Below are 23,667 nucleotides of genomic sequence, written 5' to 3' on the forward strand. Positions count from 1 at the left end.
ACGCAGGCTACGGGCGGGAGGCCCCGCCGCCGGAGCCGATTCCCAGGCGTGCGACGCGGCCCTGCTCACCCGCGGCCCAGCAGCCCAGGTCCGGGGCGCAGTCGACGGTGTCGTAGGACCCGGAGTCGAACGTCCGCCAGGTCCGGCCGCCGTCCAGGCTCAGGTCGCTGCCGGACGGCCCGACCGCGATCGCCGCACGCGAGGAGTACGGCAGCCAGGTCACCCCCGAGCGGTAGGCGGCCGGGGGGCGTGCGGAGCCGGTCCAGGTGGCGCCGCCGTCGCGGGACACCGCGGCGGCGTCGGGGGAGGCCTGGTCGGGGCGGTAGTCCCCGCCCACGGCGATCCCGTGCCGCGCGTCGCGGAACGCCAGTGCGAACACGCCCTTCGCGGGATCGCCCGCGGGCAGGGTGGACGACGCCACGGTCCAGGTCAGCCCCCGGTCGCGGGAGTGCAGGACGCGGGCCTGCGACGCCCCGCCGGTCGCCAGCCACACGTCGCGCGGGCCACGGCTCACCAGGCACTGACCGCTCGCCGCGAACGAGGCCTCGCCCGGGAGCGCGGGGGGCATGCCGGCGGAGGGCAGCACCCGCCAACTGCGGCCGCCGTCACCGGTGGACAGCATCCGGTACCTGCCGTCGACCGGGTCGCTGACGGCGAGGCCGTGCCGGTCGTCGAAGAAGGTGACGCAGTCGTAGAAGGCGCGGGGATCGGTGTTGCGGAAGGTCTCCGTCCACGTCGCGCCGCCGTCCTGGGTGCGCAGCACGCGGGACGCCTCGCCCTCGCCGATCGCCAGCACCACCGCGCGCCGCGCGTCGAACGCCTCGACGTCGCGGAACTGCAGTTCGGCGACGCCCGGTGGCGACACGTCCGCCCAGTGGCGTCCGCCGTCCATCGTGCGCAGCACCTTGCCCTCGGACCCGGCCACCCAGGCGGTGTTCCTGCTGACCGCCGCCAGCCCGCGGAACCGCGCGGTGCTGCCGGTCTCCTTCAGCTCCCAGCGCGGACCGGGCCGTTCACCCGCCGCGTGGGCCGGGACCGCCGTCAGCGCGGCGAGCGCCGCCCCGCACAGCACGGCCGTCCACACCCGTCTCATCGTCCCCATCGGCGTCATGCCGCGGCAACGTAGCCCACCGCGCGGCACCGCACCAGACCGCCTCCGGCGCGCGACCGGACATCCCCTCGCTGGTGCGCCTTCCGTGAGTCCGTGGACCGTTGCCCCTGAGGGCGCTTGGGGCTTCCGGGTCGGCGGCGCGATGTGCCGTGCGGCCCGGGACCTGCGGTCGCGACGCCGACTGCGGTCGCGCCGTGGCGTCGCCGCCGGCGGGCGGTCCGGTCGCCGGTGGCGGGGGTGACCGTTGTGCCGGGCGGTGGGGCGTGGCCGGGGCCGTGGTGTGCGGACTTTCCGCGTTGGGCGGGTTGTCCGGGGCCGTGGACCGTTGCCGCCCCAGGGTGCTTGGGGCTTCCGGGTCGGCGGCGCGATGTGCCGCGCGGCCCGGGACCTGCGGTCGCGACGCCGACTGCGGTCGCGCCGTGGTGTCCCCGTCGGCGGGCGGTCCGGTCGCCGGTGGCGGGGGTGAGTTGTGCCGGGCGGTGGGGCGTGGCCGGGCGCGTGGTGTGCGGACTTTCCGCGTTGGGTGGGTTGTCCGGGGCCGTGGGCCGTTGCCGCCCCAGGGTGCTTGGGGCTTCCGGGCCGCGCGACGCGATGCGCCGCGCGGCCCTCGGACCCCAACTGCGGCTGTCGGGGCCCCGGGTCGGGTTGCCGGCGGGGCCGGCCCGTCAGCCGGCCTGCGACAGCGTCGTCCTGGCCTGTTCGACGGCGATGGCCACCCGGGGCGACCCGCAGTCGCGGGCGAGGTCCACGGCGTCCTCGGTGAGGGCTCGGGCGGTGTCGAGGTCGCCGGTCCGCGCCCGGGCGAGGGCGGCGCGCGCGGTGTAGAGGGTGCGGTCGCGCCGGTAGAGGGGGTCCTGGATCGCCAGTGCCTTCTCCAGCAGCGGGGCCGCCTCCTGCGCACCGCCGAGGTCCAGCAGCGCGATCCCGCTCTGCGCGCACAGCTCCGCCTCGTCGAACCAGTAGATCCACGACGGGTCGTCGTCGCCGGGCGCGGTGTCCAGCAGCCGTCCCGCCTCCTCCAGCGACCGGCGGCACGCCGCGTCCTCGCCGAGCCCGGCGTGGGCCCGGGCCCGGCGGGTGGCGAGCATCGCGCGGGTGCGCGAGGTCGCCCCGGTCGCGGCGGACTCCGCGGCACGGGCCGCCGCGAGGGCGTCGTCGTGACGGCCCGCGAACACCGCCTGAAGGCTCAGTCCCGCCCACAGGTTGGCGGCTTGTGGGCGGTCCCGCGCGCCGTGCGCGAGGCGCAGCCCGGTGAGGTAGTGCCGCTGGGCCGCCCCGTGCCGTCCGCAGTCCGTCGCCGCCCAACCGCCCAACTGGGCCAGTCCGGCGGCGATGCGCAGCAGACGGGCGTCGAGCCCGCCCCGGTACGGTCCCCGGCGCAGCAGGTCGAGGGCGATGCGCAGATCGGCCTCGACCCGGTGCCGTACGGCCGCGCCGCCGAGCCGGTCGTCCAGGCGGCGCAGGCCGAGCACGCCGCGCTCCAGCCAGGCCACGGTCTCCTCGTCGGCCGCAGCCCCTTCCCGGCCGGCGTCGGGGTCGTCCCGCGGCAGCTCGTCCCTCCCGCCGTCGCTTCCGCGGTCCTTCCCGCCGTCCGTCGCGGCCGTCCAGTCGGCGACGGCGTCGCCGAACTCCGCTCCCTCCAGCACGGGGTGGCCCCGCAGGTCGCGTCCGCCGCCGTCGAGCAGGGCGTCCAGCGCGTCGAGACCGCCCGCCCGGGTCCACGGCAGCCCGTCGGGGATGCCGTCGAAGGACGGTAACCAGCCGGGCCACGGGCGGGTGTCCACCTCCCGCAGCGGTACGCCCAGGGCCCGGGCCAGGGCCCGCTGGCTGTCCCTCTCCGGCACCACGCCCCAGTGCTCCCAGCGCCACACCTTCTCCCGACGGGCCGCCATGGGCACGCCGAGGGCACGGGCGTTGTCGGCGACGATCCGGGCGAGGTCCTGGTAGCTCCAGCCGTGGCTGCGCCGGACGGACGCCAGGGGGTGGGACGGTGCCGGCGCGGTGTCGTCCGCCACGGCGTTGCTCCTTCGTCTCATATTCGTACGTTCGAATATCAGGCGCGGGCGGTGCGGCGCAGGCGATCGCCGCGATCCGTCCCGATCCGTGTCCCGCGGCGTCCGGCGGCGCCCGCCGCCGTTCGGACGCGTGTGCGGGACTACATCGAGACAACAGGCCCGGACTTGAAGTGGACCTGCTCATACCGGTTGGCTTTGTGTGATCAAGCGATCACCGGACGCCGAACGGGATGCCCCGCCCCGGGCCGGACATCACGTGCGCGCCGTGGAGGCACCCCGAGGATGACTCCTCCTCCACCCCCGTTCGGTTTCTCCCGCTCCCGGGACGACCTGCGGTTCGACCCTGCCCTGGACGACGAGCCACTGGCCGACGCCCGCGCTGCGCTCGCCCAGGGACGCTGGACCACCGCCCGCAGCCTGCTCGCCGAGACCGGCGACGACTGGGACCGGCGCGGCCACCGCCTGGTCGTCCTCGGCGAGGGCGGCGCCAGTGCCACCTGGGCCCGCGAGTGGCAACTCGCCGAACCCGGCAGCACCGACGCGGCCGCGCTGCTGGCCTGCGCCACGGTGTTCCGCGCCGTCGCCGGCAAGGAGAAGCCCGAACGGGCCCGCGAGACCTGCCTCGCCGCCGCCGCGCTCACCCCGGCCGACCCCACGCCGTGGCTCTGCCTGCTGATCCTGGCCCGTCACACCGGCACCGACGACGAGCAGATGCGCGCCTTCGACCAGGTCCGGGGCCGCCACCGCGGCCATCACCACGGTCACCATCTGATGGCCGCCTGCCTCGCCGAACGCCCCCAGGCCGCCTCCGACGGCGGGCCCTTCCACGAGGTGTACGAATTCGCCGACTGGGCCGCGGGCGAGGCGCCCGCCGGCTCACCGCTGGCCGTCCTCCCGGTCGTCGCCCACGCCGAGCTGTACCGGGTCCTCGCCACCGCCGGGACCCTGCCCGCCGATCCCGCGGCCTCCGGGCACTGGGACGGCTGGCGGGCCCGGCAGGCACTCAAGCGGGGCTTCGACTGGTGGCTGGAGTGGGACGGTGCCGGGCACGACCACCCGCGCCTCCACCTCGACCTCAACTTCCTCGTCCACGCGCAGTTCCTGCAGGGCCGCAACGCCGAGGCGGCGGCCCTGTTCAACCGGATCGGCGCGCACGCCACCCGCACCCCGTGGGCCTACCCGGACCGCGACCCCAAGAAGGCCTTCCGCGCCGCGCGGGAGGCCGTGCTCGGCCCCGGCCCCCCGTAGGGCCCGCACCGCATGACGCACCAGCACCACCCCAACCCCTCCCAGGAAGGAACCGCCATGCTGACGGGCAACAGCGGGATCAGCACGTTCAAAGGCGAGGAGAGAGCCCTGCGGGCCGACCGCCTCGGCATGTCCGGCCTGCTCCTCTCCGTGGTCGCCGCCAGTGCGCCGCTGATGGTGGTCGCGGGCGTCATGCCCACCACGTACGGCGTCATGGGCATCGTCGGGCAGCCGCTGCTGTTCGTGATCCTCGGCGTGGTACTCCTCCTCTTCAGCGTCGGCTACGCCGAGATGAGCCGCCACGTCCACAACGCGGGCGCCTTCTACGCCTACATCGCCCGCGGGCTCGGCGGCACCGCGGGCGCCGCCGCGTCGCTCGTCGCCCTCGTGTCGTACAGCGCGATGCAGTTCGCGGTCTTCGGCCTCTTCGGCTTCGAGATCTCCGGGCTCTTCCAGACCTACCTCGACACCACGATCGCCTGGTGGATCCCGGCCGTACTCGGCGTCCTCGCGGTCGGTGCGCTCGGCTGGCTCAAGATCGACGTCAACGCCAAGGTGCTCGGCGTCCTGCTGCTGATCGAGATCGCCCTCGTCGTCATCTTCGACGTCGCCGCCATCGGCAGCCCCGCCAAGGAGGGCCTGTCGCTGCACGCCTTCGACCCGAGCACGCTCAGCGGCGCGGGCCTGGGCACCGCCCTGTGCTTCTGCATCGCCAGCTTCGTCGGCTTCGAGCAGTCGCCCGTCTACGCCGAGGAGACCAGTCGCCCGCAGGTCGTGGTCGCCCGGGTGACCTTCCTCGCCGTCACCTTCGTCGCCGTCTTCTTCGCCATCAGCTCCTGGGCGCTGAGCATCGCGGCCGGCCCGTCGCAGATCGTGGAGGTGTCGCAGAAGCAGGGACCGGGACTGCTCTTCGGCCTCAGCGAGTCGATCATCGGTGCCGCCTTCACCGACGTCCTGCACGTGCTGTACGTGACCGGCATGTTCGCCTGCCTGCTCAGCTTCCACAACGTCGTCGCCCGCTACGCCTTCGCCATGGGCCGCGAGGGCCTGCTGCCCCAGGCCTTCGGCCGCACCAACCCCAACAGCGGCGCCCCCGCCTTCGGCTCGCTGCTGCAGACCCTGGTGTCCCTCGGCTTCGTGGTCGCCTTCGCCGTCACCGACGGCAGCGCCGCGGCGGACCACGACCCCACCGCGCCGGTGCTGAAGCTCTTCACCTGGTTCGGCAACGTCGGCGCCCTGGGCGTGATCGTGCTGCTGGCGACCGCGTCCTTCGCCGTCATCGGCTACTTCGTCCGGCGCGGCGCGCTGCGCACCCAGGCACCGCGGATCGTCGCCTCCGCCCTCGCGGGCATCGCGCTGGTCGTCATCGCCGTCTACGCCGTCAAGGACTTCGACGTCCTGGTCGCCGGCGACGGCTCCGCCGTCTCCTGGACCCTGCCCGCCATCATCGGCGTCACCGTCGTCGGCGGCCTGGTGTACGGCGCGGTCCTGCGGGCCACCCGTCCCGAGGTGCACGCCCGCATCGGCCTCGGCAACGAGGCGTTCCGGATCGAGCAGGCGCGCGAGGCCGTGCCCGCCACCGACGCGGAGACCAGCGCCTCCTGACCCCGACCGGCCCGTCGCACCCCTGGCCGGGGGAGCGGCGGGCCGGTTCCATGTCCGTAGCGCCCGACAGCGCAACGACCAACGCCGACAAGAGGGTTGCCCCGATGTCCTCCTGCTGCCACACCGACGCCGACGCCGCGCCCGCCGCGCCCCACCCCCTCGACCCGCTGACCGCCGACGAGATATCCGCCGCCCGCCGCATTCTTGCGGAGGACGGCCGGGTCACCGACACGACCCGCTTCCCCCTCGTCCTGCTCGACGAGCCCGACCGGCACGCCGCCGACGCCCACCGCGACGGCGACCCCGTGGTGCGCCGGCTGCGCGTGACCCTGCTGGACTCGGCCACCGGCGCCGCCGCCGAGGCACTGGTCGACGTCACGGCGGGCGTCGTCGTCGCCCACCGCGCGCTCGACACCGCCGAGGAGGGCCAGCCCCCGGTCACCTTCGAGGAGTACGAGATCGTCGAGCAGGTCGTCAAGGCCGACCCGGGCTGGCGCAAGGCCATGGCCGAACGCGGCGTCACCGACCTCGACCTCGCCGTCGCCGCCCCCCTCGGAGCGGGACCGCTGCGCTTCGAGGACCGGCCCGGCGCCCGCCTCATGCGCTCCCTGACCTGGCTCCGCTGCAACGCCTCCGACAGCCCCTGGGCGCACCCGGTGGCCGGGCTCGTCGCCGACGTCGACGTCATCGAGCGGAAGGTCGTCCGCCTGATCGACACCGGCGCCGTGCCGATCCCGTCCGAATGCGGCCGCTACGAGGCCGAGTTCAACGGCCCGGCCCGCACCGACCTGCGCCCGCTGGAGATCACCCAGCCCGAAGGGCCGTCCTTCACCCTCAGCGGCCGGCTGATGACCTGGCAGAAGTGGCGCTTCCGCATCGACTTCAACGGCCGCGAGGGCCTGGTCCTGCACCAGATCGGCTACGAGGACGGCGACCGCGTCCGCCCGGTCCTGCACCGGGCCTCGCTCGCCGAGATGGCCGTCGCCTACGCCGAACCCGGCGACGACCGCAACTGGGTCGCCTTCCTCGACGCGGGCGAGTACTCCCTCGGCCGCAACGCCAACGCCCTGAAGCTCGGCTGCGACTGCCTCGGCGAGATCACCTACCTCGACGCCGTCCTCTCCGACGACCTCGGCAACCCCGAGACGCTGCCCAACGCCATCTGCATCCACGAAGAGGACTACGGCCTCCTGTGGAAGCACACCGACATCTTCAACGACATGGCCGCCGACAGCCGTCGCGCCCGCCGCCTCGTCGTCTCCTACATCGCCACCGTCGGCAACTACGACTACGGCTTCTACTGGTACTTCCACCAGGACGGCACGATCGGCTTCGAGGCCAAGTCCACCGGCATCGTGCAGACCTCCGCCGTCGAACCCGGCACCGCCGACGCGGTCGGCACGGAGGTCGCGCCCGGCCTGCTCGCCCCGTTCCACCAGCACCTGTTCTGCGTACGGCTGGACGCCGCCGTCGACGGCCACGCCAACACCGTGGAGGAGGTGGACGTCGTCCCCGTCCCGAGCGGGCCGGACAACCCCAACGGCAACGTCTTCACCACCCGGGTGACCCCCGTCGCCGACAGCGCCGAGGGCGGCCGCCTCGCCGACCCGCTGGCGGGCCGCCGCTGGCGGATCACCAACCCCGGCTCCCTCAACCGCATGGGCAAGCCCGTGGCGTACACGCTCGTGCCGCAGCCCGGCCCGGTCGTCCTCGCCCAGCCCGACTCGGCGGTCGCCCGGCGCATGGCCTACGGCACCAAGCACGTGTGGGTCACCCGTTACCGTCCCGAGCGGCGCTTCCCCGCGGGCGACTACCCCAACCAGAACGCGGGCGGCGCCGGACTGCCCCGCTGGACCGCGGCGGGCGAGTCGCTGGAGGACACCGAGCTGACCGTCTGGCACACCTTCGGGCCCACCCACCTCCCGCGGCTGGAGGAGTGGCCGGTCATGCCCGTCGACCACAGCGGGTTCACCCTCAAGCCCACCGGCTTCTTCGACCGCAACCCCGCGCTCGACCTCCCCAAGGAGACCCCGCGCGGCGAGGGCCACTGCCACACCGCCTAACGCGGCGCGGCTCCCGAGCAGTGCCCCGGCCCCGCGGTCCGCACGGACCGCGGGGCCGGGGCACGCCGGCTCAGGGGCGGTGCGCAGGGACGTTGTCGTGGACCCGCTTGGGGTCGGTGACCGCGACCGGCTCAAGGATCTCCTCGATCCGCGCCATCAGGTCCTTCTCCAGGACGACGCCCGCCGCCTTGGCGTTCTCCGCAACCTGCTCGGGACGGGACGCGCCGACGATGGCCGCCGAGACATTGGAGTTCTGCAGCACCCACGCCACCGCGAGCTGGGCCAGCGACAGGCCGGCCTCGGCGGCGAGCGGCTGGAGCCGCTGGACGGCGTCGAGCACCTCGTCGCTCATCCACCGCGAGATCATGCCCGCGCCGCCCTTGTCGTCGGTGGCCCGCGAGCCCGCCGGGGGCTCCTGCCCCCGCCGGTACTTGCCGGTCAGCACACCCTGCGCGATCGGCGAGAAGACCACCTGGCCCATGCCCAGTTCCTCGCAGGTCGGGACGACCTCGCCCTCGATGACCCGCCACAGGGCGTTGTACTGCGGCTGGTTCGACACCAGCGGGACGTGCAGTTCCCGCGCCATCGCGTGGGCGCGCCGGATCTGCTCCGCCGGCCACTCCGAGACGCCGATGTACAGGGCCTTGCCCGAGTGCACGACGTCGGCGAACGCCTCCATCGTCTCCTCGAGCGGGGTGTCCACGTCGTAGCGGTGCGCCTGGTAGAGGTCCACGTAGTCGGTCTGCAGGCGGCGCAGCGAGCCGGCGATCGACTCCATGATGTGCTTGCGCGACAGCCCGCGGTCGTTGCGGCCCGGCCCGGTCGGCCAGTACACCTTGGTGAAGATCTCGATGCCCTCGCGGCGCTCGCCCTTCAGCGCCTCGCCGAGGACGGACTCGGCGCGCGTCCCCGCGTAGACGTCGGCGGTGTCGAAGCTGGTGATGCCGACCTCCAGCGCCGCGCGCACGCACGCCGTGGCGGCGTCCGCCTCCACCTGCGAGCCGTGGGTGAGCCAGTTGCCGTACGCGATCTCGCTGATGACCAGGCCGCTACGGCCGAGATGGCGGTATTCCATGGGAGCGAAGCCTCCGTTGGCGTGTCCGTGGGTGCCGGCCGGCCGGGTGCTGGCGCACCGGGGCCCGCCGGGGGCGCGGCGCCCGGTCGGGCGTCGGCCGCAGGAAAGATGGCAGGGGCAAATACATCTGATCATTACATGCCTCCCCACCGGCGCGGTGGCCGGTCCCCCGGTGGCCCGCGCCGGCCGGTCCCCCGGTCGCCGGGTGCCCCGGCCGCGACGGGCCTCAGCGGAAGTCCGGGGTCCACAGGCGCACCGTGGCGAAGGCGGCGCCGGGGCGGGTCCGTGCGTACGCGGGGGTCCCGTCGGCGTCGAGGAACTCGACCGTCGGCCCGCCCCCGCCCCGGCCACGGGGCCCGGTCGCCTGCGACCTGGCCCGGATGCGCGTCCCCGTCGGCTGGTTGGTGTAGGCGCTCACCCCGCTCTCCCCGTCCACCTGCCGGTACCTGCGGGACGCGACGTCCAGCCGGTACACCCCGTAGGTGTCGGTGAACCACAGCGACCCCGGGTCGCCGTACACCGGCTGCAGATCACGGCCCTCGCCCTCGAAGCCCACGGCGCTGTGCTCCGTCAGCGTCGTCGCCGTGCCCCGGCCCGACACCGCGTAGCGCACCAGCCGCTCGGCGCCGATCGCCCACAGCGCCCCGTGCTCCGGGTCGTACAGCACACCCCGCGCCCTCGGCAGCGGCACGGTGCGGAACGGCGCGGTCTGCTCCGTGTCCGCGTACAGCCGCAGCCGGCCGGGCGCCCCGGAGGCCACGACGATCACCCCGCCCGGGATGCGCTCGATGGCGTGCGGGCTGTCGGCCGGGGTCACCGTCTGCCACACGATGGCCCCGGTGTCCTCGCGCACCATTGCCGCCCGGCCGCCGGACGCGGCCACGAGCACGACCCGCCCGTACGCCTGCGTCCTGCGCAGCCGCACGTCCGACAGGTGCTGCCAGCTCGTGCCGGCCCCGCCCGGCGCGCTCCAGTGCCAGGTCACGGCCCCGGGCCGCGACCAGTCCGGTGCGTCGGGGTCGAAGACCAGGACGCCGTTGCAGGACTGGTCGGCGGTGGCGATGGGATGGCTCTTCCGCGCGGCGTGCCGCGTCATGTCGTGCCCCCGTATGTCGTTGACGTGCCAACGAATATTCGGAGGATAGCGACGCCGGGTGCTGCCACGATGGGCCGCGTGACCGTACCGCGACCGAACGTCCACGCTTCGCCCGTATGGGAGATCGCCCCGCTCGCCGTTGACGACCCCGTGTCGAGGGAGCTGCTGTGGCGGTACTACGACGACATCGTCAGCCGCTACTACGGCAGGCCGATGACCCCGCGGGAGATCGACGACCTGCTCACCGAGCACACCAGTGACGACCTCGCCGGCCCCCACGGGCACTTCCTCGTCGGCCGCCGCGACGGCGAGCCGGCCGGCTGCGCGGGCGTCCGCCTCCTGGCCCCCGGCGTCGCCGAGCTGCGCCGCGTGTGGGTCGTCCCCGGCGCCCGCCGCACCGGCGGCGCCGCACTGCTGGTCACCGCCGCCGAACACGTGGCCCGCGAACGACTGGGCGCCGCCGTGATCCGCCTCGACACCCGGGCCGACCTGGTCGAGGCACGGGCCCTGTACGCGAAACTGGGCTACCAAGAGGTCCCCGACTACAACGGCGAACGCTACGCCGACCACTGGTTCGAGAAGCGTCTGGGCCCGGACTCCGGCGCGGCATAGGCCCAGGCTCGCGGCCGGGCGGCCGGGCTCCGCAATAATGCACCGGTAGTCCAGCCAGAAAGCAGGTCGCACATCGTGACGACAACGGTCTCGGTCGAGCGCAGGATCGCCGAGGAACTCGGCGTACGGGAAGGTCAGGTCAGATCGGCGGTCGAGCTGCTCGACGGCGGCGCGACCGTGCCGTTCGTGGCCCGGTACCGCAAGGAGGCGACGGACGGCCTCGACGACGCCCAGCTGCGGACGCTGGAGGAGCGCCTGCGCTACCTGCGCGAACTGGACGAGCGGCGGGCCGCCATCCTGGAGTCCATCGAGTCCCAGGGCAAGCTCGACGACGCCCTGAAGGCGCAGATCCTCGCCGCGGACTCCAAGGCCCGCCTCGAGGACATCTACCTGCCCTACAAGCCCAAGCGGCGCACCAAGGCGCAGATCGCCCGCGAGGCCGGCCTGGAGCCGCTCGCCGACCGCCTCCTCGGCGACCCGTCCCTGGAACCGCAGGCCGAGGCCGCCGGGTTCGTCGACGCCGACAAGGGCGTCGCCGACGCCGCGGCGGCGCTGGAGGGCGCCCGCGCGATCCTCACCGAGCGGTGGTCCGAGGACGCCGACCTCGTCGGTGGGCTGCGCACCCGGATGTGGGAGCGGGGCCGGCTCGTCGCCAAGGTGCGCGAGGGCAAGGAGGAGGCGGGCGCGAAGTTCGCCGACTACTTCGACTTCGCCGAGCCGTTCACCAAGCTCCCCTCGCACCGTGTGCTCGCCATGCTGCGCGGCGAGAAGGAGGAGGTCCTCGACCTCACCATGGAGCCCGAGGAGCCGGTCGCGGAGGGCCCCTCCAGCTTCGAGCGCACGATCGCCCACCACTTCGGCGTCGCCGACCGCGGCCGCCCCGCCGACAAGTGGCTCGCCGACAGCGTCCGCTGGGCCTGGCGCACCCGCTTCCTCGTCCGGCTCGGCCTCGACCTGCGCGTCCAGCTGCGCCAGGACGCCGAGGACGAGGCGGTCCGGGTCTTCGCCGCCAACCTGCGCGACCTGCTGCTCGCCGCCCCCGCCGGCACGCGCGCCACCATGGGCCTGGACCCGGGCTTCCGCACCGGCGTCAAGGTGGCCGTGGTCGACGCGACGGGCAAGGTCGTCGCCACCGACACGATCTACCCGCACGTGCCGCGCAACCAGTGGGACGCCTCCATCGCGACGCTCGCCCGGATCGCCGCCGCCCACAAGGTCGACCTGGTCGCCATCGGCAACGGAACCGCCTCCCGCGAGACCGACAAGCTCGCCGCGGACCTCATCAAGCGGCACCCGGAACTGAAGCTCACCAAGGCCGTGGTGTCCGAGGCGGGCGCCTCGGTCTACTCCGCCTCCGCCTACGCCTCCGCCGAGCTCCCCGAGCTCGACGTGTCGCTGCGCGGCGCCGTCTCCATCGCCCGCCGCCTCCAGGACCCGCTCGCCGAACTCGTCAAGATCGACCCCAAGTCGATCGGCGTCGGCCAGTACCAGCACGACCTGTCCGAGGTGAAGCTCTCGCGCTCCCTCGACGCGGTCGTCGAGGACTGCGTGAACGGCGTCGGCGTCGACGTCAACACCGCCTCCGTGCCGCTGCTGCGCCGCGTCTCCGGCATCACCGAGGGCCTGGCCGCGAACATCGTCGCCCACCGCGACGCCAACGGCCCGTTCCGCCGGCGCACCGCCCTGAAGGACGTGGCCCGGCTCGGCCCCAAGGCGTACGAGCAGTGCGCCGGGTTCCTGCGGATCCCCGACGGCGACGACCCCCTGGACGCCTCCAGCGTGCACCCCGAGTCCTACCCCGTCGTACGCCGCATGAGCACGGCGGCGGGCACCGACATCAGGGCGCTCATCGGCAACACCACGGTGCTGCGCGGGCTGGCGCCACGGGAGTTCGTCGACGACACCTTCGGTCTGCCGACGGTCACCGACATCCTCTCCGAACTGGAGAAGCCCGGACGCGACCCGCGGCCCGCCTTCAAGACCGCCGCCTTCAAGGAGGGCGTCGAGGAACTCAAGGACCTCAGGCCCGGCATGCTCCTGGAGGGCGTCGTCACCAATGTCGCGGCCTTCGGCGCCTTCGTGGACGTCGGCGTCCACCAGGACGGGCTCGTGCACGTCTCGGCGATGTCCAGGAACTTCGTCAGCGACCCGCGCGAGGTGGTCAAGCCCGGCGACATCGTCCGCGTCAAGGTGCTCGACGTCGACATCCCCCGCAAGCGCATCTCCCTCACCCTCCGTCTGGAGGACGAGGCGAGCGCGCCCAAGGGCAACGCCGGCGGTGGACGCCCCGAGCGCGGCGGCCGCCCCGACCGCCCCGACCGGCCCGACCGCCGCGGCGGCAACCCGCCCCGCCAGTCCCGCGGCGGCGACCGCGACCGCGACCGCCCGGCCCCCGGCGGCGCGATGGCCGACGCCCTGCGCCGTGCCGGGCTCGACAAGGGCCTCGGCGGAGGCAACAACGGCCGCCGCGGCTGATCCCACCGCCTGAGCCCCTGAGGCCCTGAGGCGCGCTCTCCCCGACGGACCGGGGGAGCGCGCCTCGGCGTGTTCTCAGGGGCAGACCGTCCCCGCCGGCGGGAGCACGCCGCTCAGCAGGTAGCGGTCGACCGCGGCGTCGACGCACGCGCTTCCGGGCTGCAGGTAGGCGGTGTGCCCGTCGCCGTCCCAGGTCAGCAGCCGGGCCGAGGGGAGCTGCCGGGTGAGTGCCCGCGCCCAGGCGTACGGGGTGGCCGGGTCGCGCAGGGTGCCGACGACCAGGATCGGCGCCGTGGGAGGGACCGTGACGGCGCGCGCGGGCCGGGCCGGGCCGACGGGCCAGTGGGCGCAGGTGCTGAGCAGCCCGGTGTAGTACGCCCCGAACTGGGGCGAGGCACGGAGGAACGCGGGGAGCAGCGCCTCGGCCTGCGCCGGGGTGAACACGGGCCCGAGCGCCGCGCTCAGACAGCTGACGGCCGTGAACCCCACGTCGGCGACGGCCTCCTCCTCCGGGGCGGAGAGCCTTTGGAGCGCGGCGGTGCCACCGGCGGCGGACACCACCTCGCCCAGGGCCAGGCGCAGTTCCTCCCACGCGGGCTGCTTGAGCCCCGACACGACGGTGACGAGCAGGTCGTCCCCCGTGACGCTGACGTCCTTGCCCTCCTGCCGCGGGCTCCGGTCGAGGCGGGCTACCAGGGCGTCCAGGACGCGGCCCGCCTCCTCGACGGAGTGGCCGACCGGGCAGTCGGGGCGGCGCGCGCAGTCGGCGGCGAAGGCCTCCCAGGCCACCTGGTAGCCGTGTGCGGGATCCAGGAAGCGGTGGTAGCCGTCGATCGTGGGGTCGACGGCGCCGTCGAGGACCATCCGGCCGACGCGGGAGGGGAAGAGACCGGCGTAGAGGGTGCCCAGGTAGGTGCCGTAGGAGAAGCCGAAGAAGTGCAGGCGGTCGTCCCCGACGAGGGCGCGCATCAGGTCCATGTCGCGGGCCACGTCCGGGGTGCCGATGTGCGGCAGCAGCCACCCGGCGTGCCGCCGGCACGCGTCGGCGGTCTCCTCGCGGGCCTCGTCCAGGGCCTCGAAGTCCGGCTTGCCGGCGGTGAGCGGGCGGGCCCCGGTGAGGTCCGCCGGAACCTCGGTGCCGCAGTCCACCGGGGTGCTGGCGCCGACGCCACGCGGGTCGACGGCGACCAGGTCGTAGGCGGCGCGTACCGGGGGCGGGAACTCTTCGGCGAGGTCCTGCAGGCCGCCGATGGCGGAGTCACCGGGACCGCCGGGGTTGTACAGCAGCGAACCGATGCGCTGCGCCCTGCTCCCCGTGGACGTCAGGCGGGTGGCGGCCAGGGTGATGTCGCCCGCTTCGGGGTGTTCGTAGTCCAGCGGCGCCTTGAGGGTCGTGCACTGGAAGGACGGCTTGTCCTCGCACGGTCTCCAGGCGAGCCGCTGCGCGTAGTAGCGGGTCAGTCGCGGCGGCACGGCCTCGGTGTGCACGGAGCCGGCCGGCGCCAGGCGGGTCACGGGTGACGCCCCGCCGCGGAGGGAGGAACACGCGGTCGCCAGGAGGGCGCACGCGCCCAGCACCGCGACGGCGCGGCGTCGTCCCCTCCCGCGTACGTGGCCGGTGTGCCGGACAGCGTCCATCGCTCAGCCTTTCTGGTGCCCTGGTGTCTTGGCGTCCTGGTGCCCGTCAGCCGCAGACGGTGCCGTCGGGTGGGAGACGGCCGTGCAGGAAGTAGCCGTCGACGGCCGTGTCGACGCAGGCGCTGCCCTGCTGGTAGGCGGTGTGTCCGTCGCCGTCCCAGGTGAGCAGCCGCCCGGAGGAGAGCTGGGCGGCCAGTGCCCGGGCCTGGTCGTAGGGGGTGGCGGGGTCGCGGGTGGTGCCGACGACGAGGATCGGCGGGGCGCCGCGGGCGCTGATCCGGTGCGGGACCTGCGTGGGCCGCGTCGGCCAGTGGGCGCACATGGGGAGGAACCCGGCGTAGTACGCGCCGAACTGGGGGGCCGCGCGGCGGAACTCCGGCACGGCTGCGAGCGTCTGCGCTGCGGTCGACCGCGGTCCCAGCGCGGAGCTCAGGCAGTTGATCGCGGCGAGGGACTGCTCACCCGGCCCTCCGTCGTCCTCCGTGCCGGGCAGCGGTCGCCAGGTGGTGGCGTCGCCCGCCGCCACCTCGCGGAGCAGGTTGCGCAGCCCGCCCCAGGCCGGAGCCGCGAGTGCCGAGGTGACCGCGGTGAGCAGATCGTCGCCGGTGGGGGAGACGCCGTGGCCGTCCCCACTTCCGGAGGCCTCGTCGAGTCCCGCGACCAGGCCGTCCAGGATGCGGCCCGCCTCCTCGGCCGAGTGGCCGACCGGGCAACCGGGGCGGGTGACGCAGTCGGCGGCGAAGGCCTCCCAGGCCACCTGGTAACCGCGTGCCATGCCGAGGGTGGCGCGGTAGGCGCCCATGTCCGGGTCGATGGCGCCGTCGAGGACCATGCGGCCGACGCGGGAGGGGAAGAGCTCCGCATAGGTGGCCCCCAGGTAACTGCCGTAGGAGTAGCCGAGGAAGCCCAGCCGGTCGTCGCCGAGCAGGGCCCGTACGACGTCCATGTCCCGTGCGGCGTCGGGGGTGCCGACATGGGGCAGGAGCCGGCCCGCGCGACGTGCGCACGCCTCGGCGACCAGAGCGAGGCCCGGCTCGGGGCCCTTGGCCCCGGCCTCGGGGACCGACGGGCCCGTCCCGCAGTCGACCGGGGCGCTGCGGCCCACGCCCCGGGGGTCGACGCCGACCAGGTCGTATGCGGCGCGCATCGCGGGGGAGAAGCCGTCGGCGAAGGACAGCACATCGTCGACCGCCGACACGCCGGGCCCGCCGGGGTTGAGCAGCAGCGAGCCGATGCGGGCCGCGCGCGGACCGGTGGCCCTGTGGCGGACGACCGCCAGCCGGATGTCGCCTGCCTGCGGGTGGGCGTAGTCCAGGGGCACCGCCACCGTGGTGCACTGGAACGACGCCCCTTCCCGGCAGGGCTGCCAGTCGAGCCTCTGCCGGTAGTAGCGGGACACGTCGGGCGGCGCGGCCGAGGCCGTTGCCGAGGCCGCCGACGCCGCCGCCGACGCTGCCGAGGCGACCGGAGTGGCCGGGGCCGCCGCGGACGCGGACGCGGACCGCTTCGCGCCCGCCGTCCGGTGCGGGCGCTGGGGCGAACAGGCGGTCAGCACCAGGCAGGCGCTCAGCAGCCCGCCCGCGATGCGCCTGCCCCGGCCGGACGGGGGACGTGTGGCCTGCACGGCGGCCACCGCCCGTCAGACGCAGACCGTGCCGGCGAGCGGGAGCTGACCTTTCGTCAGGTAGCTGTCGACGGCGCTCTCGACGCAGGTGCTGCCCTGGTGGTAGGCGGTGTGCCCGTCGCCGTCCCAGGTGAGGAGCCGCCCGGAGGAGAGCTCCCGGGCGAGCGCCTGTGCCCACGGGTACGGGGTGGCCGGGTCGCGGAGGGTGCCCACGACCAGGATCGGTGCGGCGCCGGCCGCGGTGATCGGCCGCGCCGGCTGGTCAGGGCGGACGGGCCAATGGGTGCACATCGGCAGGGTCCCGGCGTAGTACTCGGCGAACTGCGGTGCTTCGCGGCGGAATTCGGGCAGCGCCGCCTTCGCCTGCGCGACGGTCGACCACGTGCCCAGGGTGGAGCTCAGGCACGACACCGCGTAGTACGACTGGTCGCCCGGATCGGTTTCCTCGTCCACGCCGAGGAGTGCCTGTATGGCCGTGGTGTCACCGGCCCGCACCCCCTCCAGCGCGGCGCGCAACGCCTCCCAGGCGGGGGCCCGCAGACCGAGGACGACCGCGCTGAGGAGGGAGTCCCCCGAGACGGTGATGTCCTTGCCCTGCCGCAGGGGGGTGCGGTTCAGCGTGGCCACCAGGGTGTCGAGGATGCGGCCGGCCTCCTGGACCGAGCGGCCCACGGGACAGTCGGGCCGGGTGGCGCACTCCGCGGCGAAGGACTTCCAGGCGACCTCGTACCCCCGGGCCTGGCCGATGGTGAAGTCGTACCCGTCGAGGGCGGGGTCGACGGCGCCGTCGAGGACCATGCGGCCGACGCGGGAGGGGAAGAGCTCGGCGTAGGTGGCTCCCAGGTAGGTGCCGTAGGAGAAGCCCAGGTAGTGGAGCCGCTCGTCGCCCAGCACGGCACGTACGACGTCCATGTCGCGGGCGGCGTCCACGGTGCCCACGTGCGGCAGCAACCGCCCCGCGTGCCGGCCGCACTCGGCCGCGACCTCCGCGTAGCCCGCGGCCGAGGCGTCGATGTCCGCCCTGCGCGCGCCGGGGTCCGGGGCGGCCACGGGGGTGTCCGCGGCGCAGTCCACCAGGGTGCTGGCGCCGACACCGCGCGGATCGACCGCCACCAGGTCGTACGCGGCGCGCACCGCGGGGGAGAAGGAGTCCACGTTGCCGAGCAGGTAGGCGATCGCGGACGAGCCCGGTCCGCCGGGGTTCATCTGCAGCGAGCCGACGCGTGCGGCGCCGTTCCCGGTGGCCCTCTGGCGTATGGCGGCCAGGGTGATGTCGCCCCCCTCGGGGTGGTCGTAGTCCAGCGGCACCGTGATGGTGGCGCACTGGAAGGACGGCACCGCGGCGCAGGCCTTCCAGCCCGGTTTCTGCCCGTAGTAGCGGGCCAGGTCCGCCGGTGCGGCGGTGGCGGCGCCCCCGGCGGGTGCCCAGGCCGGCGTCTGCCGGAGGTCGCCCGCCGCGCACGCGGTGAGCAGCAGCCCGCAGCTGCCGAGCACGGCGATGAAGCCGTGGAGCCTGCGTCGGGGTGCGTTCATGGCCACGCCTTTCTGTGCGCCGCGCGGAGCGCGGGGCGGGTGGTCGCGTCAGTGGCAGATCGCGCCGGTGGGCGGGAGCAGACCGCGCAACAGGTAGTCGTCGACGGCCGTGTCGACGCAGCGGATGCCGCGCTGGTACGCGGTGTGCCCGTCGCCGTCCCAGGTCAGGAGCCGCCCGGAGGAGAGCTGGGCGGCCAGTGCCCGGGCCTGGTCGTAGGGGGTGGCGGGGTCGCGGGTGGTGCCGATCACGAGGATCGGCCCGGCGCCTCGGGCGTTGACGCGCCGCGGGAGCTGCGTGGGCCGCGTCGGCCAGTGGGCGCACGTCGACAGGTCCTCGTTGTAGAACGCCCCGAACTGGGGCGAGGCTCGCAGGAATTCGGGCAGCGCCGCGAGCGTCTGGGCGGGGGTGGACCGCGATTCGAGCGCGGAGCTGAGGCAGTTGACCGCCGTCATGGACTCGTCACCGGACGCGGGGTCGTCCTCGGAGCCCACGAGCTCCCGCAGCACGGTGGTGTCACCCGACGTCACCCCGTCCAGCACCGCGCGCAGCGTCTCCCAGTCGGGCGCGCGCAATGCGGTGACGACCGTGCCGAGCAGCGTCTCGCCGTCGAGGCGGCCCTCCTTGCCCTGCCGCACCGGGGCGCGGTCGAGGGCGGCCACGAGGGAGTCCAGCGTGCGGCCCGCCTCCTTGACGGAGTGGCCGACCGGGCAGTGCCTGCGGCGGGCGCAGTCGGCGGCGAAGGACTCCCAGGCGATCTGGTACCCGCGGGCCTGGTTGAGGTAGGCGTGGTAGCCGTCCATGGCCGGGTCGACCGCGCCGTCCAGGACGACCCGGCCGACGCGGGAGGGGAAGAGCTCGGCGTAGGTGGCTCCCAGGTAGGTGCCGTACGAGAAGCCGAGGAAGTGCAGGCGGTCCTCGCCCAGCGCGGCGCGTACGACGTCCATGTCCCGGGCCGCGTCGAGGGTGCCGACGTGCGGCAGCAGCCGCCCGGCTCGCCGCGCGCAGTCCGCGGCGACCTCCGCGTGGTAGGCGGCCCACGTGTTGATGACCGTGGCCTCGTCCGAGGGGAGCGCCCCGCGCGTCCCGGCGCCCGGGGGCGTGGCGGAGCCGCAGTCCACCGGCGAGCTGTGGCCGACGCCGCGCGGGTCGACAGCGACCAGGTCGTACGCGGCGCGCAGGGCGGGGGAGTACCGGTCGGCGTAGGCCCGCAGGTCGTCGATGGCGGACAGACCGGGGCCGCCGGGGTTGATCTGGAGTGCGCCGATGCGGGCGGCGCCGTGACCGCGGGCCTGCCTGCGGATCGCGGCCAGGGAGAGGTCACCCGACCCCGGGTGCGCGTAGTCCCGCGGCACCTTGAGCCTCGTGCACTGGAACGACCGGTCCCGGCAGGGCAGCCAGCGCAACTCCTGCGTGTAGTAGGGCCGCAGGTCCACGCGGATCGCGTCGTCCGCCGCGCTCGCGGAGGCCCCGGCGGGAGTGGGTGCGGCGGTCCTGCGCGTGTGCGTCGCGGCGGTGCAGGTGGCGAGCAGCAGCCCGAAGGCGACCAGTACGGCGAGTGCGCAGAGCAGTCCGCGCCCGGGTATTCGGCCGGTGGCCGGGACAGCTTTCATCGCCACGCCTTCGTTTCCGCCCGTTGCGAGACGCGGGGCTGGTCGGCATCGGTGAGCGGCCGCGGGGGCGGGCCCGGGCGCCGCGTCCCGGCAGGGAGCGGCCGCGCCGTCCCCCCACCCTTCGCTGCGTAACCAGGTCATCACAGATCGTGCACGGGGGATCGCCGAGCTGGGCCGAACGCGTGAACCCGCCGTGCCACCCCTGTGCCGGCGCGCACCACAAGCACCCGTACGTCCCCGCAAGTTGACCGGTATCGCTCTGGCCCCCCGGACCGGGCCGCGGCTAGCGTCCGCGGGTGCCCTCACCCATGCGCACCACCCACCCCCGTACCGACCGCATCCGCATACGGACGACCTCCCTGGTGGCGACCGTGATCGCCGCCCTCGCCGCCGTCCTCCTCCCCGTGACCACCGTGCAGGCCGCCTCCGCCGGCGGGACCGTCCGGCACGGACTGAGCCGGCCGGACTACTCGTACGCCGACGCGATCCGCGAGGCGGTCTGGGTCGAGACGGGCCGCGACGACGACGGCGACGGCCGCACCGACCGGGTCGCCGCCGACATCGTGCGGCCCCGCGAGCCCGCGGCCGCCGGCCGCAAGGTGCCGGTGATCATGGACGCGAGTCCCTACTACTCGTGCTGCGGACGCGGCAACGAGAGCCAGTTGAAGACCTACGACGACCAGGGCCGCATGGTCCAGGCCCCGTTGTACTACGACAACTACTTCGTCCCTCGCGGCTACGCCGTCGTCCTGGTCGACCTGGCCGGCACCAACCGCTCCGACGGCTGCGTGGACGTCGGCGGCCCCTCCGACATCGGCTCGGCCAAGGCGGTGATCGACTGGCTGAACGGCCGGGCCAAGGGCTACACCTCCCGTACCGGCTCCCGGCCCGCGAGCGCCCGCTGGTCCACCGGCGACGTCGGCATGATCGGCAAGAGCTGGGACGGGACGATCGCCAACGGCGTCGCCGCGACCGGGGTGCGCGGCCTGCGCACGATCGTGCCGATCAGCGCCATCAGCTCCTGGTACGACTACTACTTCCAGCAGGGCGCCGCCCTCTACGACTCCGGCCCCGACTGGCTGTCGGACTACGTCGAGAGCCCGGCCGCCCGCGCCCGCTGCGCCGCGGTGCAGCAGCGCATCGTGGACGGGGCGCCGCGCAGCGGGGACCGGACCGCGTTCTGGAGCGAACGCGACTACACCAAGGACGCCGGCAAGGTCCGCGCCAGCGTCTTCGCCGTCCACGGCATGCAGGACCTCAACGTCCGCACCAAGCACTTCGGCCAGTGGTGGAGCGCGCTGGCCGCGCACGGCGTGGAGCGCAAGGTGTGGCTGTCGCAGACCGGCCACGTCGACCCCTTCGACTTCCGGCGCGAGGCATGGGTGTCCACCCTGCACCGCTGGTTCGACCACTACCTGCTGGGCGTCCGCAACGGCGTGGAGCGCGAGCCCGGCGCCGACGTCGAACGTTCCCCCGACCACTGGACGACCGACCGCTCCTGGCCCCCCGCCGGCACCGGACCGGCCCGGCTGGGCCTGCGGCCCGGCACCACCCCGGGCCTGGGCACCCTCGGGCCCGTCCCGGCCGCGCCCGGCATCACGGCGGCCTTCACCGACGCGCCGCAGGAGTGGGAGGAGGACTGGGCCGCCGGCGCGGACACCCCGAGCGCCTCCCGGGCCGTCTTCACCACCGGCACCCTCACCCGCGACCTGCGGCTGTCCGGCAGCGGCACGGTCACCCTCACCGCGTCCTCCTCGACCACCAGCGCCCACCTCTCCGCGGTCCTGGTCGACCTCGGGCCGGACACCGTCCGGGACTTCCTGGGCGCCAAGGAGGGCATCGCCGACCTGACCACGCGCTCGTGCTGGGGCGAGAGCACGGCGGGCGACAGCGCCTGCTTCCGCGACACCGCGGCCGACACCGCCGACGTCGCCCACACCGTGGTGAGCCGCGGCTGGGCCGACCTCGGGCACACCACGTCCGCATGGCACGGGCGTCCGCTCGTCCCGGGCCGCGCCTACACGGCCACCGTCACCCTGGGCGCCACCGACCACGTCGTACCCGCCGGGCACCGGCTCGCGCTGATCGTCGCGGGCACCGACGCGGGACTGGTCGAGCCCCCCGGCACCACCCCCACCGTCACCCTCGACCTGGCCCGCTCGCATGCCCTGCTGCCGCTCGTCGGCGGAGCGCGCGGCCTCGCCGCCACGACCCCGCACGCCTCCGTCGCGCGCCGCGCCGCGGACGTCCCGGCGGCCCCGCCCCGCACCGCCCGCACGGTCCCCGCGGGGCGCTGACCCAGGCCCTGCCCGTCCGCCCTCACGCATGACGAGGGCGGGCGGGTAGTGTCAGCGGGTCAGCGATAGTTGTACAAGGAAGCAACAGCACCCGTGGACAGCACCAAGAAGACCGCCGACGACGCCCCGGCGGACGATCCCACCGCGGACCGCGGCGCGGAGCCCGAGCCCGGCATACCCGGCAGCCGCACCCGCTGGCGCCGCTGGCTCATGGACACCCGCCCCCTGCGCCACCCCGCCTACCGCCGCCTGTGGAGCTCCACCACCGTGACCGCCGTGGGCAGCCAGCTCACCGCGGTCGCCGTGCCCAAGCAGATCTACGACATCACCGGCTCGTCCGCGTGGGTCGGCTACGCGAGCATCGCCGGGCTGGTCCCACTGGTGGTCTTCGCCCTGTGGGGCGGGGCCGTCGCCGACAGCGTGGACCGCCGCAAGCTGATGCTGTACACCAACATCGGCATCGCCGTCACCTCCCTGCTGTTCTGGGTGCAGGCCTTCGCGGGCGCCCACTCCGTCTGGCTGCTCATGGTGCTGCTCGCCGCGCAGCAGGCGGCGGCCGGCATGAACGCCCCCGCCCGCAGCGCCGCCATCGCCCGCCTGGTCCCGCCGGCGGAACTGCCCGCGGCCATGGCGCTCGGCTCCACGGTCATGCAGACCGGGCTGGTCGTGGGGCCGCTGCTCGCGGGTGTGCTCATCCCCGTCATCGGCCTGCCCGACCTCTACCTGATCGACGCGATCGCCCTCACCGCGACCGTGTGGGCGGTGTGGCGGCTGCCCGCGCTGCCGCCGCTGGAGGCCAACGGCGCCCCCGTCGCCCGGCGCGGCGGCTGGCGCGAGGTCGGCGCCGGCTTCCGCTACATCACGGCCCAGCGCATCCTGCTGATGTCCTTCCTCGCCGACATCGTCGCCATGGTCTTCGGCATGCCGCGCGCCCTGTTCCCCCAGCTCGCCGACACCACCTACGCCCCCTGGGGCGAGGGCTTCGCGCTCGGCCTGCTGTTCGCCGCCATCCCCATCGGCGCGGTCGCCGGCGGGCTGTTCTCCGGCACCTTCTCCCGCTCGAAGCGGCACGGTCTGATGGTTGTCATCGCCGTCTGCGGCTGGGGCGCCGCGATCGCCGGACTCGGACTGAGCGGCAGCCTGTGGTGGGCGGCGGCCTTCCTGGCGCTGGCCGGATTCGCCGACATGGTCTCGATGGTGTTCCGCAGCGCGATCCTGCAGTCGGTCGCGACGGACGACATGCGCGGCCGCATGCAGGGCGTGTTCACGGTCGTCGTCGCGGGCGGTCCCCGGGTGGCCGACCTCCTGCACGGCACGGGCGGCTCCGCGTTCGGGACGCGTACCGCGGTCACCGCGGGCGGTGTGCTCGTCGTGGTCGCGATGCTCGGCCTGGCGGCGGCGTTCCCCGCGTTCACCCGCTACCGGGGTGCCTGAGCCGTTGGGGTGCCGAGCGCCCCGGGCCCGCTGTGGCGGATTCCGGCGGCGACCCGGCCGCCGCCCCGTCCCGGTCGGGCACACGGGGGGCGGGGGCACGTCCGCGAGGTTCCGGGCGGCGCGCCGGGCCTGATCGTACCGGTTTGGTACGCCGCGAAGTCGTCCGGGGTACCCCGTGTCGCCCCGTGCGGGTTGTTTGGTCTTGGGGCGGGGGTTACCCCTTCTTTTTT

Annotated in this window: 15 protein-coding genes; 7 read left to right on the plus strand and 8 right to left on the minus strand. The window is 74.6% G+C overall.

Annotation, left to right across the window (positions count from 1 at the left end; genetic code table 11):
• Positions 1–7: 7 nt before the first annotated feature.
• Positions 8–1,111: a WD40/YVTN/BNR-like repeat-containing protein gene (locus PV350_RS06875; protein WP_499515414.1), complete on the minus strand. Its 1,104-nt coding sequence runs from the start codon at positions 1,109–1,111 to the stop codon at positions 8–10.
• Positions 1,112–1,776: 665 nt separating this feature from the next.
• The gene (locus tag PV350_RS06880; protein ID WP_500333141.1) at positions 1,777–3,126 is read right to left on the minus strand and encodes an NsdA family TPR-like regulatory protein; all 1,350 of its coding nucleotides are present in this window, start codon (positions 3,124–3,126) and stop codon (positions 1,777–1,779) included.
• Positions 3,127–3,408: 282 nt separating this feature from the next.
• Between PV350_RS06880 and PV350_RS06885 the strand changes: the two genes are divergently transcribed.
• From PV350_RS06885 to PV350_RS06895, 3 genes are all read left to right on the plus strand, one after another.
• Entirely contained in the window at positions 3,409–4,374 is a 966-nt protein-coding gene (locus tag PV350_RS06885; protein WP_500333142.1) for a hypothetical protein, read from the plus strand.
• Between the two features lie 57 nt (positions 4,375–4,431).
• Complete coding sequence (locus PV350_RS06890; RefSeq protein WP_499517003.1) at positions 4,432–5,979, plus strand: APC family permease; 1,548 nt, start codon at positions 4,432–4,434, stop codon at positions 5,977–5,979.
• A 104-nt stretch (positions 5,980–6,083) separates the two neighbouring features.
• Positions 6,084–8,042, plus strand: a complete 1,959-nt coding sequence (locus PV350_RS06895) for a primary-amine oxidase (protein ID WP_499515417.1) — start codon at positions 6,084–6,086, stop codon at positions 8,040–8,042.
• Between the two features lie 70 nt (positions 8,043–8,112).
• Here PV350_RS06895 and PV350_RS06900 read toward each other — a convergent pair whose 3' ends face one another.
• Both PV350_RS06900 and PV350_RS06905 read right to left on the minus strand, forming a co-directional pair.
• Positions 8,113–9,117 (minus strand): aldo/keto reductase family protein, encoded by a 1,005-nt coding sequence (locus PV350_RS06900; protein WP_500333143.1) that lies wholly within the window; start codon positions 9,115–9,117, stop codon positions 8,113–8,115.
• A 226-nt stretch (positions 9,118–9,343) separates the two neighbouring features.
• The gene (locus PV350_RS06905; protein ID WP_499515419.1) at positions 9,344–10,213 is read right to left on the minus strand and encodes a DUF6528 family protein; all 870 of its coding nucleotides are present in this window, start codon (positions 10,211–10,213) and stop codon (positions 9,344–9,346) included.
• 69 nt (positions 10,214–10,282) lie between these two features.
• Between PV350_RS06905 and PV350_RS06910 the strand changes: the two genes are divergently transcribed.
• Both PV350_RS06910 and PV350_RS06915 read left to right on the plus strand, forming a co-directional pair.
• Positions 10,283–10,825: a GNAT family N-acetyltransferase gene (locus tag PV350_RS06910; protein ID WP_500333144.1), complete on the plus strand. Its 543-nt coding sequence runs from the start codon at positions 10,283–10,285 to the stop codon at positions 10,823–10,825.
• Positions 10,826–10,900: 75 nt separating this feature from the next.
• Entirely contained in the window at positions 10,901–13,300 is a 2,400-nt protein-coding gene (locus tag PV350_RS06915) for a Tex family protein (RefSeq protein ID WP_499515421.1), read from the plus strand.
• A gap of 75 nt (positions 13,301–13,375) precedes the next feature.
• On the opposite strand, the gene PV350_RS06920 is transcribed toward PV350_RS06915, so the two are convergent.
• The 4 genes from PV350_RS06920 to PV350_RS06935 form a co-directional block, all read right to left on the minus strand.
• Positions 13,376–14,815: an alpha/beta hydrolase gene (locus PV350_RS06920; RefSeq protein ID WP_500333145.1), complete on the minus strand. Its 1,440-nt coding sequence runs from the start codon at positions 14,813–14,815 to the stop codon at positions 13,376–13,378.
• A gap of 169 nt (positions 14,816–14,984) precedes the next feature.
• On the minus strand, positions 14,985–16,562 hold the full coding sequence (locus PV350_RS06925; protein WP_500333146.1) for an alpha/beta hydrolase: 1,578 nt from the start codon (positions 16,560–16,562) through the stop codon (positions 14,985–14,987).
• Positions 16,563–16,577: 15 nt separating this feature from the next.
• The gene (locus PV350_RS06930; protein WP_500333147.1) at positions 16,578–18,095 is read right to left on the minus strand and encodes an alpha/beta hydrolase; all 1,518 of its coding nucleotides are present in this window, start codon (positions 18,093–18,095) and stop codon (positions 16,578–16,580) included.
• Positions 18,096–18,143: 48 nt separating this feature from the next.
• Positions 18,144–19,706 (minus strand): alpha/beta hydrolase, encoded by a 1,563-nt coding sequence (locus tag PV350_RS06935; RefSeq protein ID WP_500333148.1) that lies wholly within the window; start codon positions 19,704–19,706, stop codon positions 18,144–18,146.
• A 308-nt stretch (positions 19,707–20,014) separates the two neighbouring features.
• Between PV350_RS06935 and PV350_RS06940 the strand changes: the two genes are divergently transcribed.
• Together PV350_RS06940 and PV350_RS06945 are read left to right on the plus strand one after the other, a co-directional pair.
• The gene (locus PV350_RS06940; RefSeq protein WP_500333150.1) at positions 20,015–22,003 is read left to right on the plus strand and encodes a Xaa-Pro dipeptidyl-peptidase; all 1,989 of its coding nucleotides are present in this window, start codon (positions 20,015–20,017) and stop codon (positions 22,001–22,003) included.
• Positions 22,004–22,096: 93 nt separating this feature from the next.
• Entirely contained in the window at positions 22,097–23,437 is a 1,341-nt protein-coding gene (locus tag PV350_RS06945; protein WP_499515426.1) for an MFS transporter, read from the plus strand.
• Positions 23,438–23,667: the final 230 nt, after the last annotated feature.

It is taken from the genome of Streptomyces sp. PA03-6a, from assembly GCF_033792765.1.
Taxonomy (GTDB): Bacteria; Actinomycetota; Actinomycetes; order Streptomycetales; family Streptomycetaceae; genus Actinacidiphila.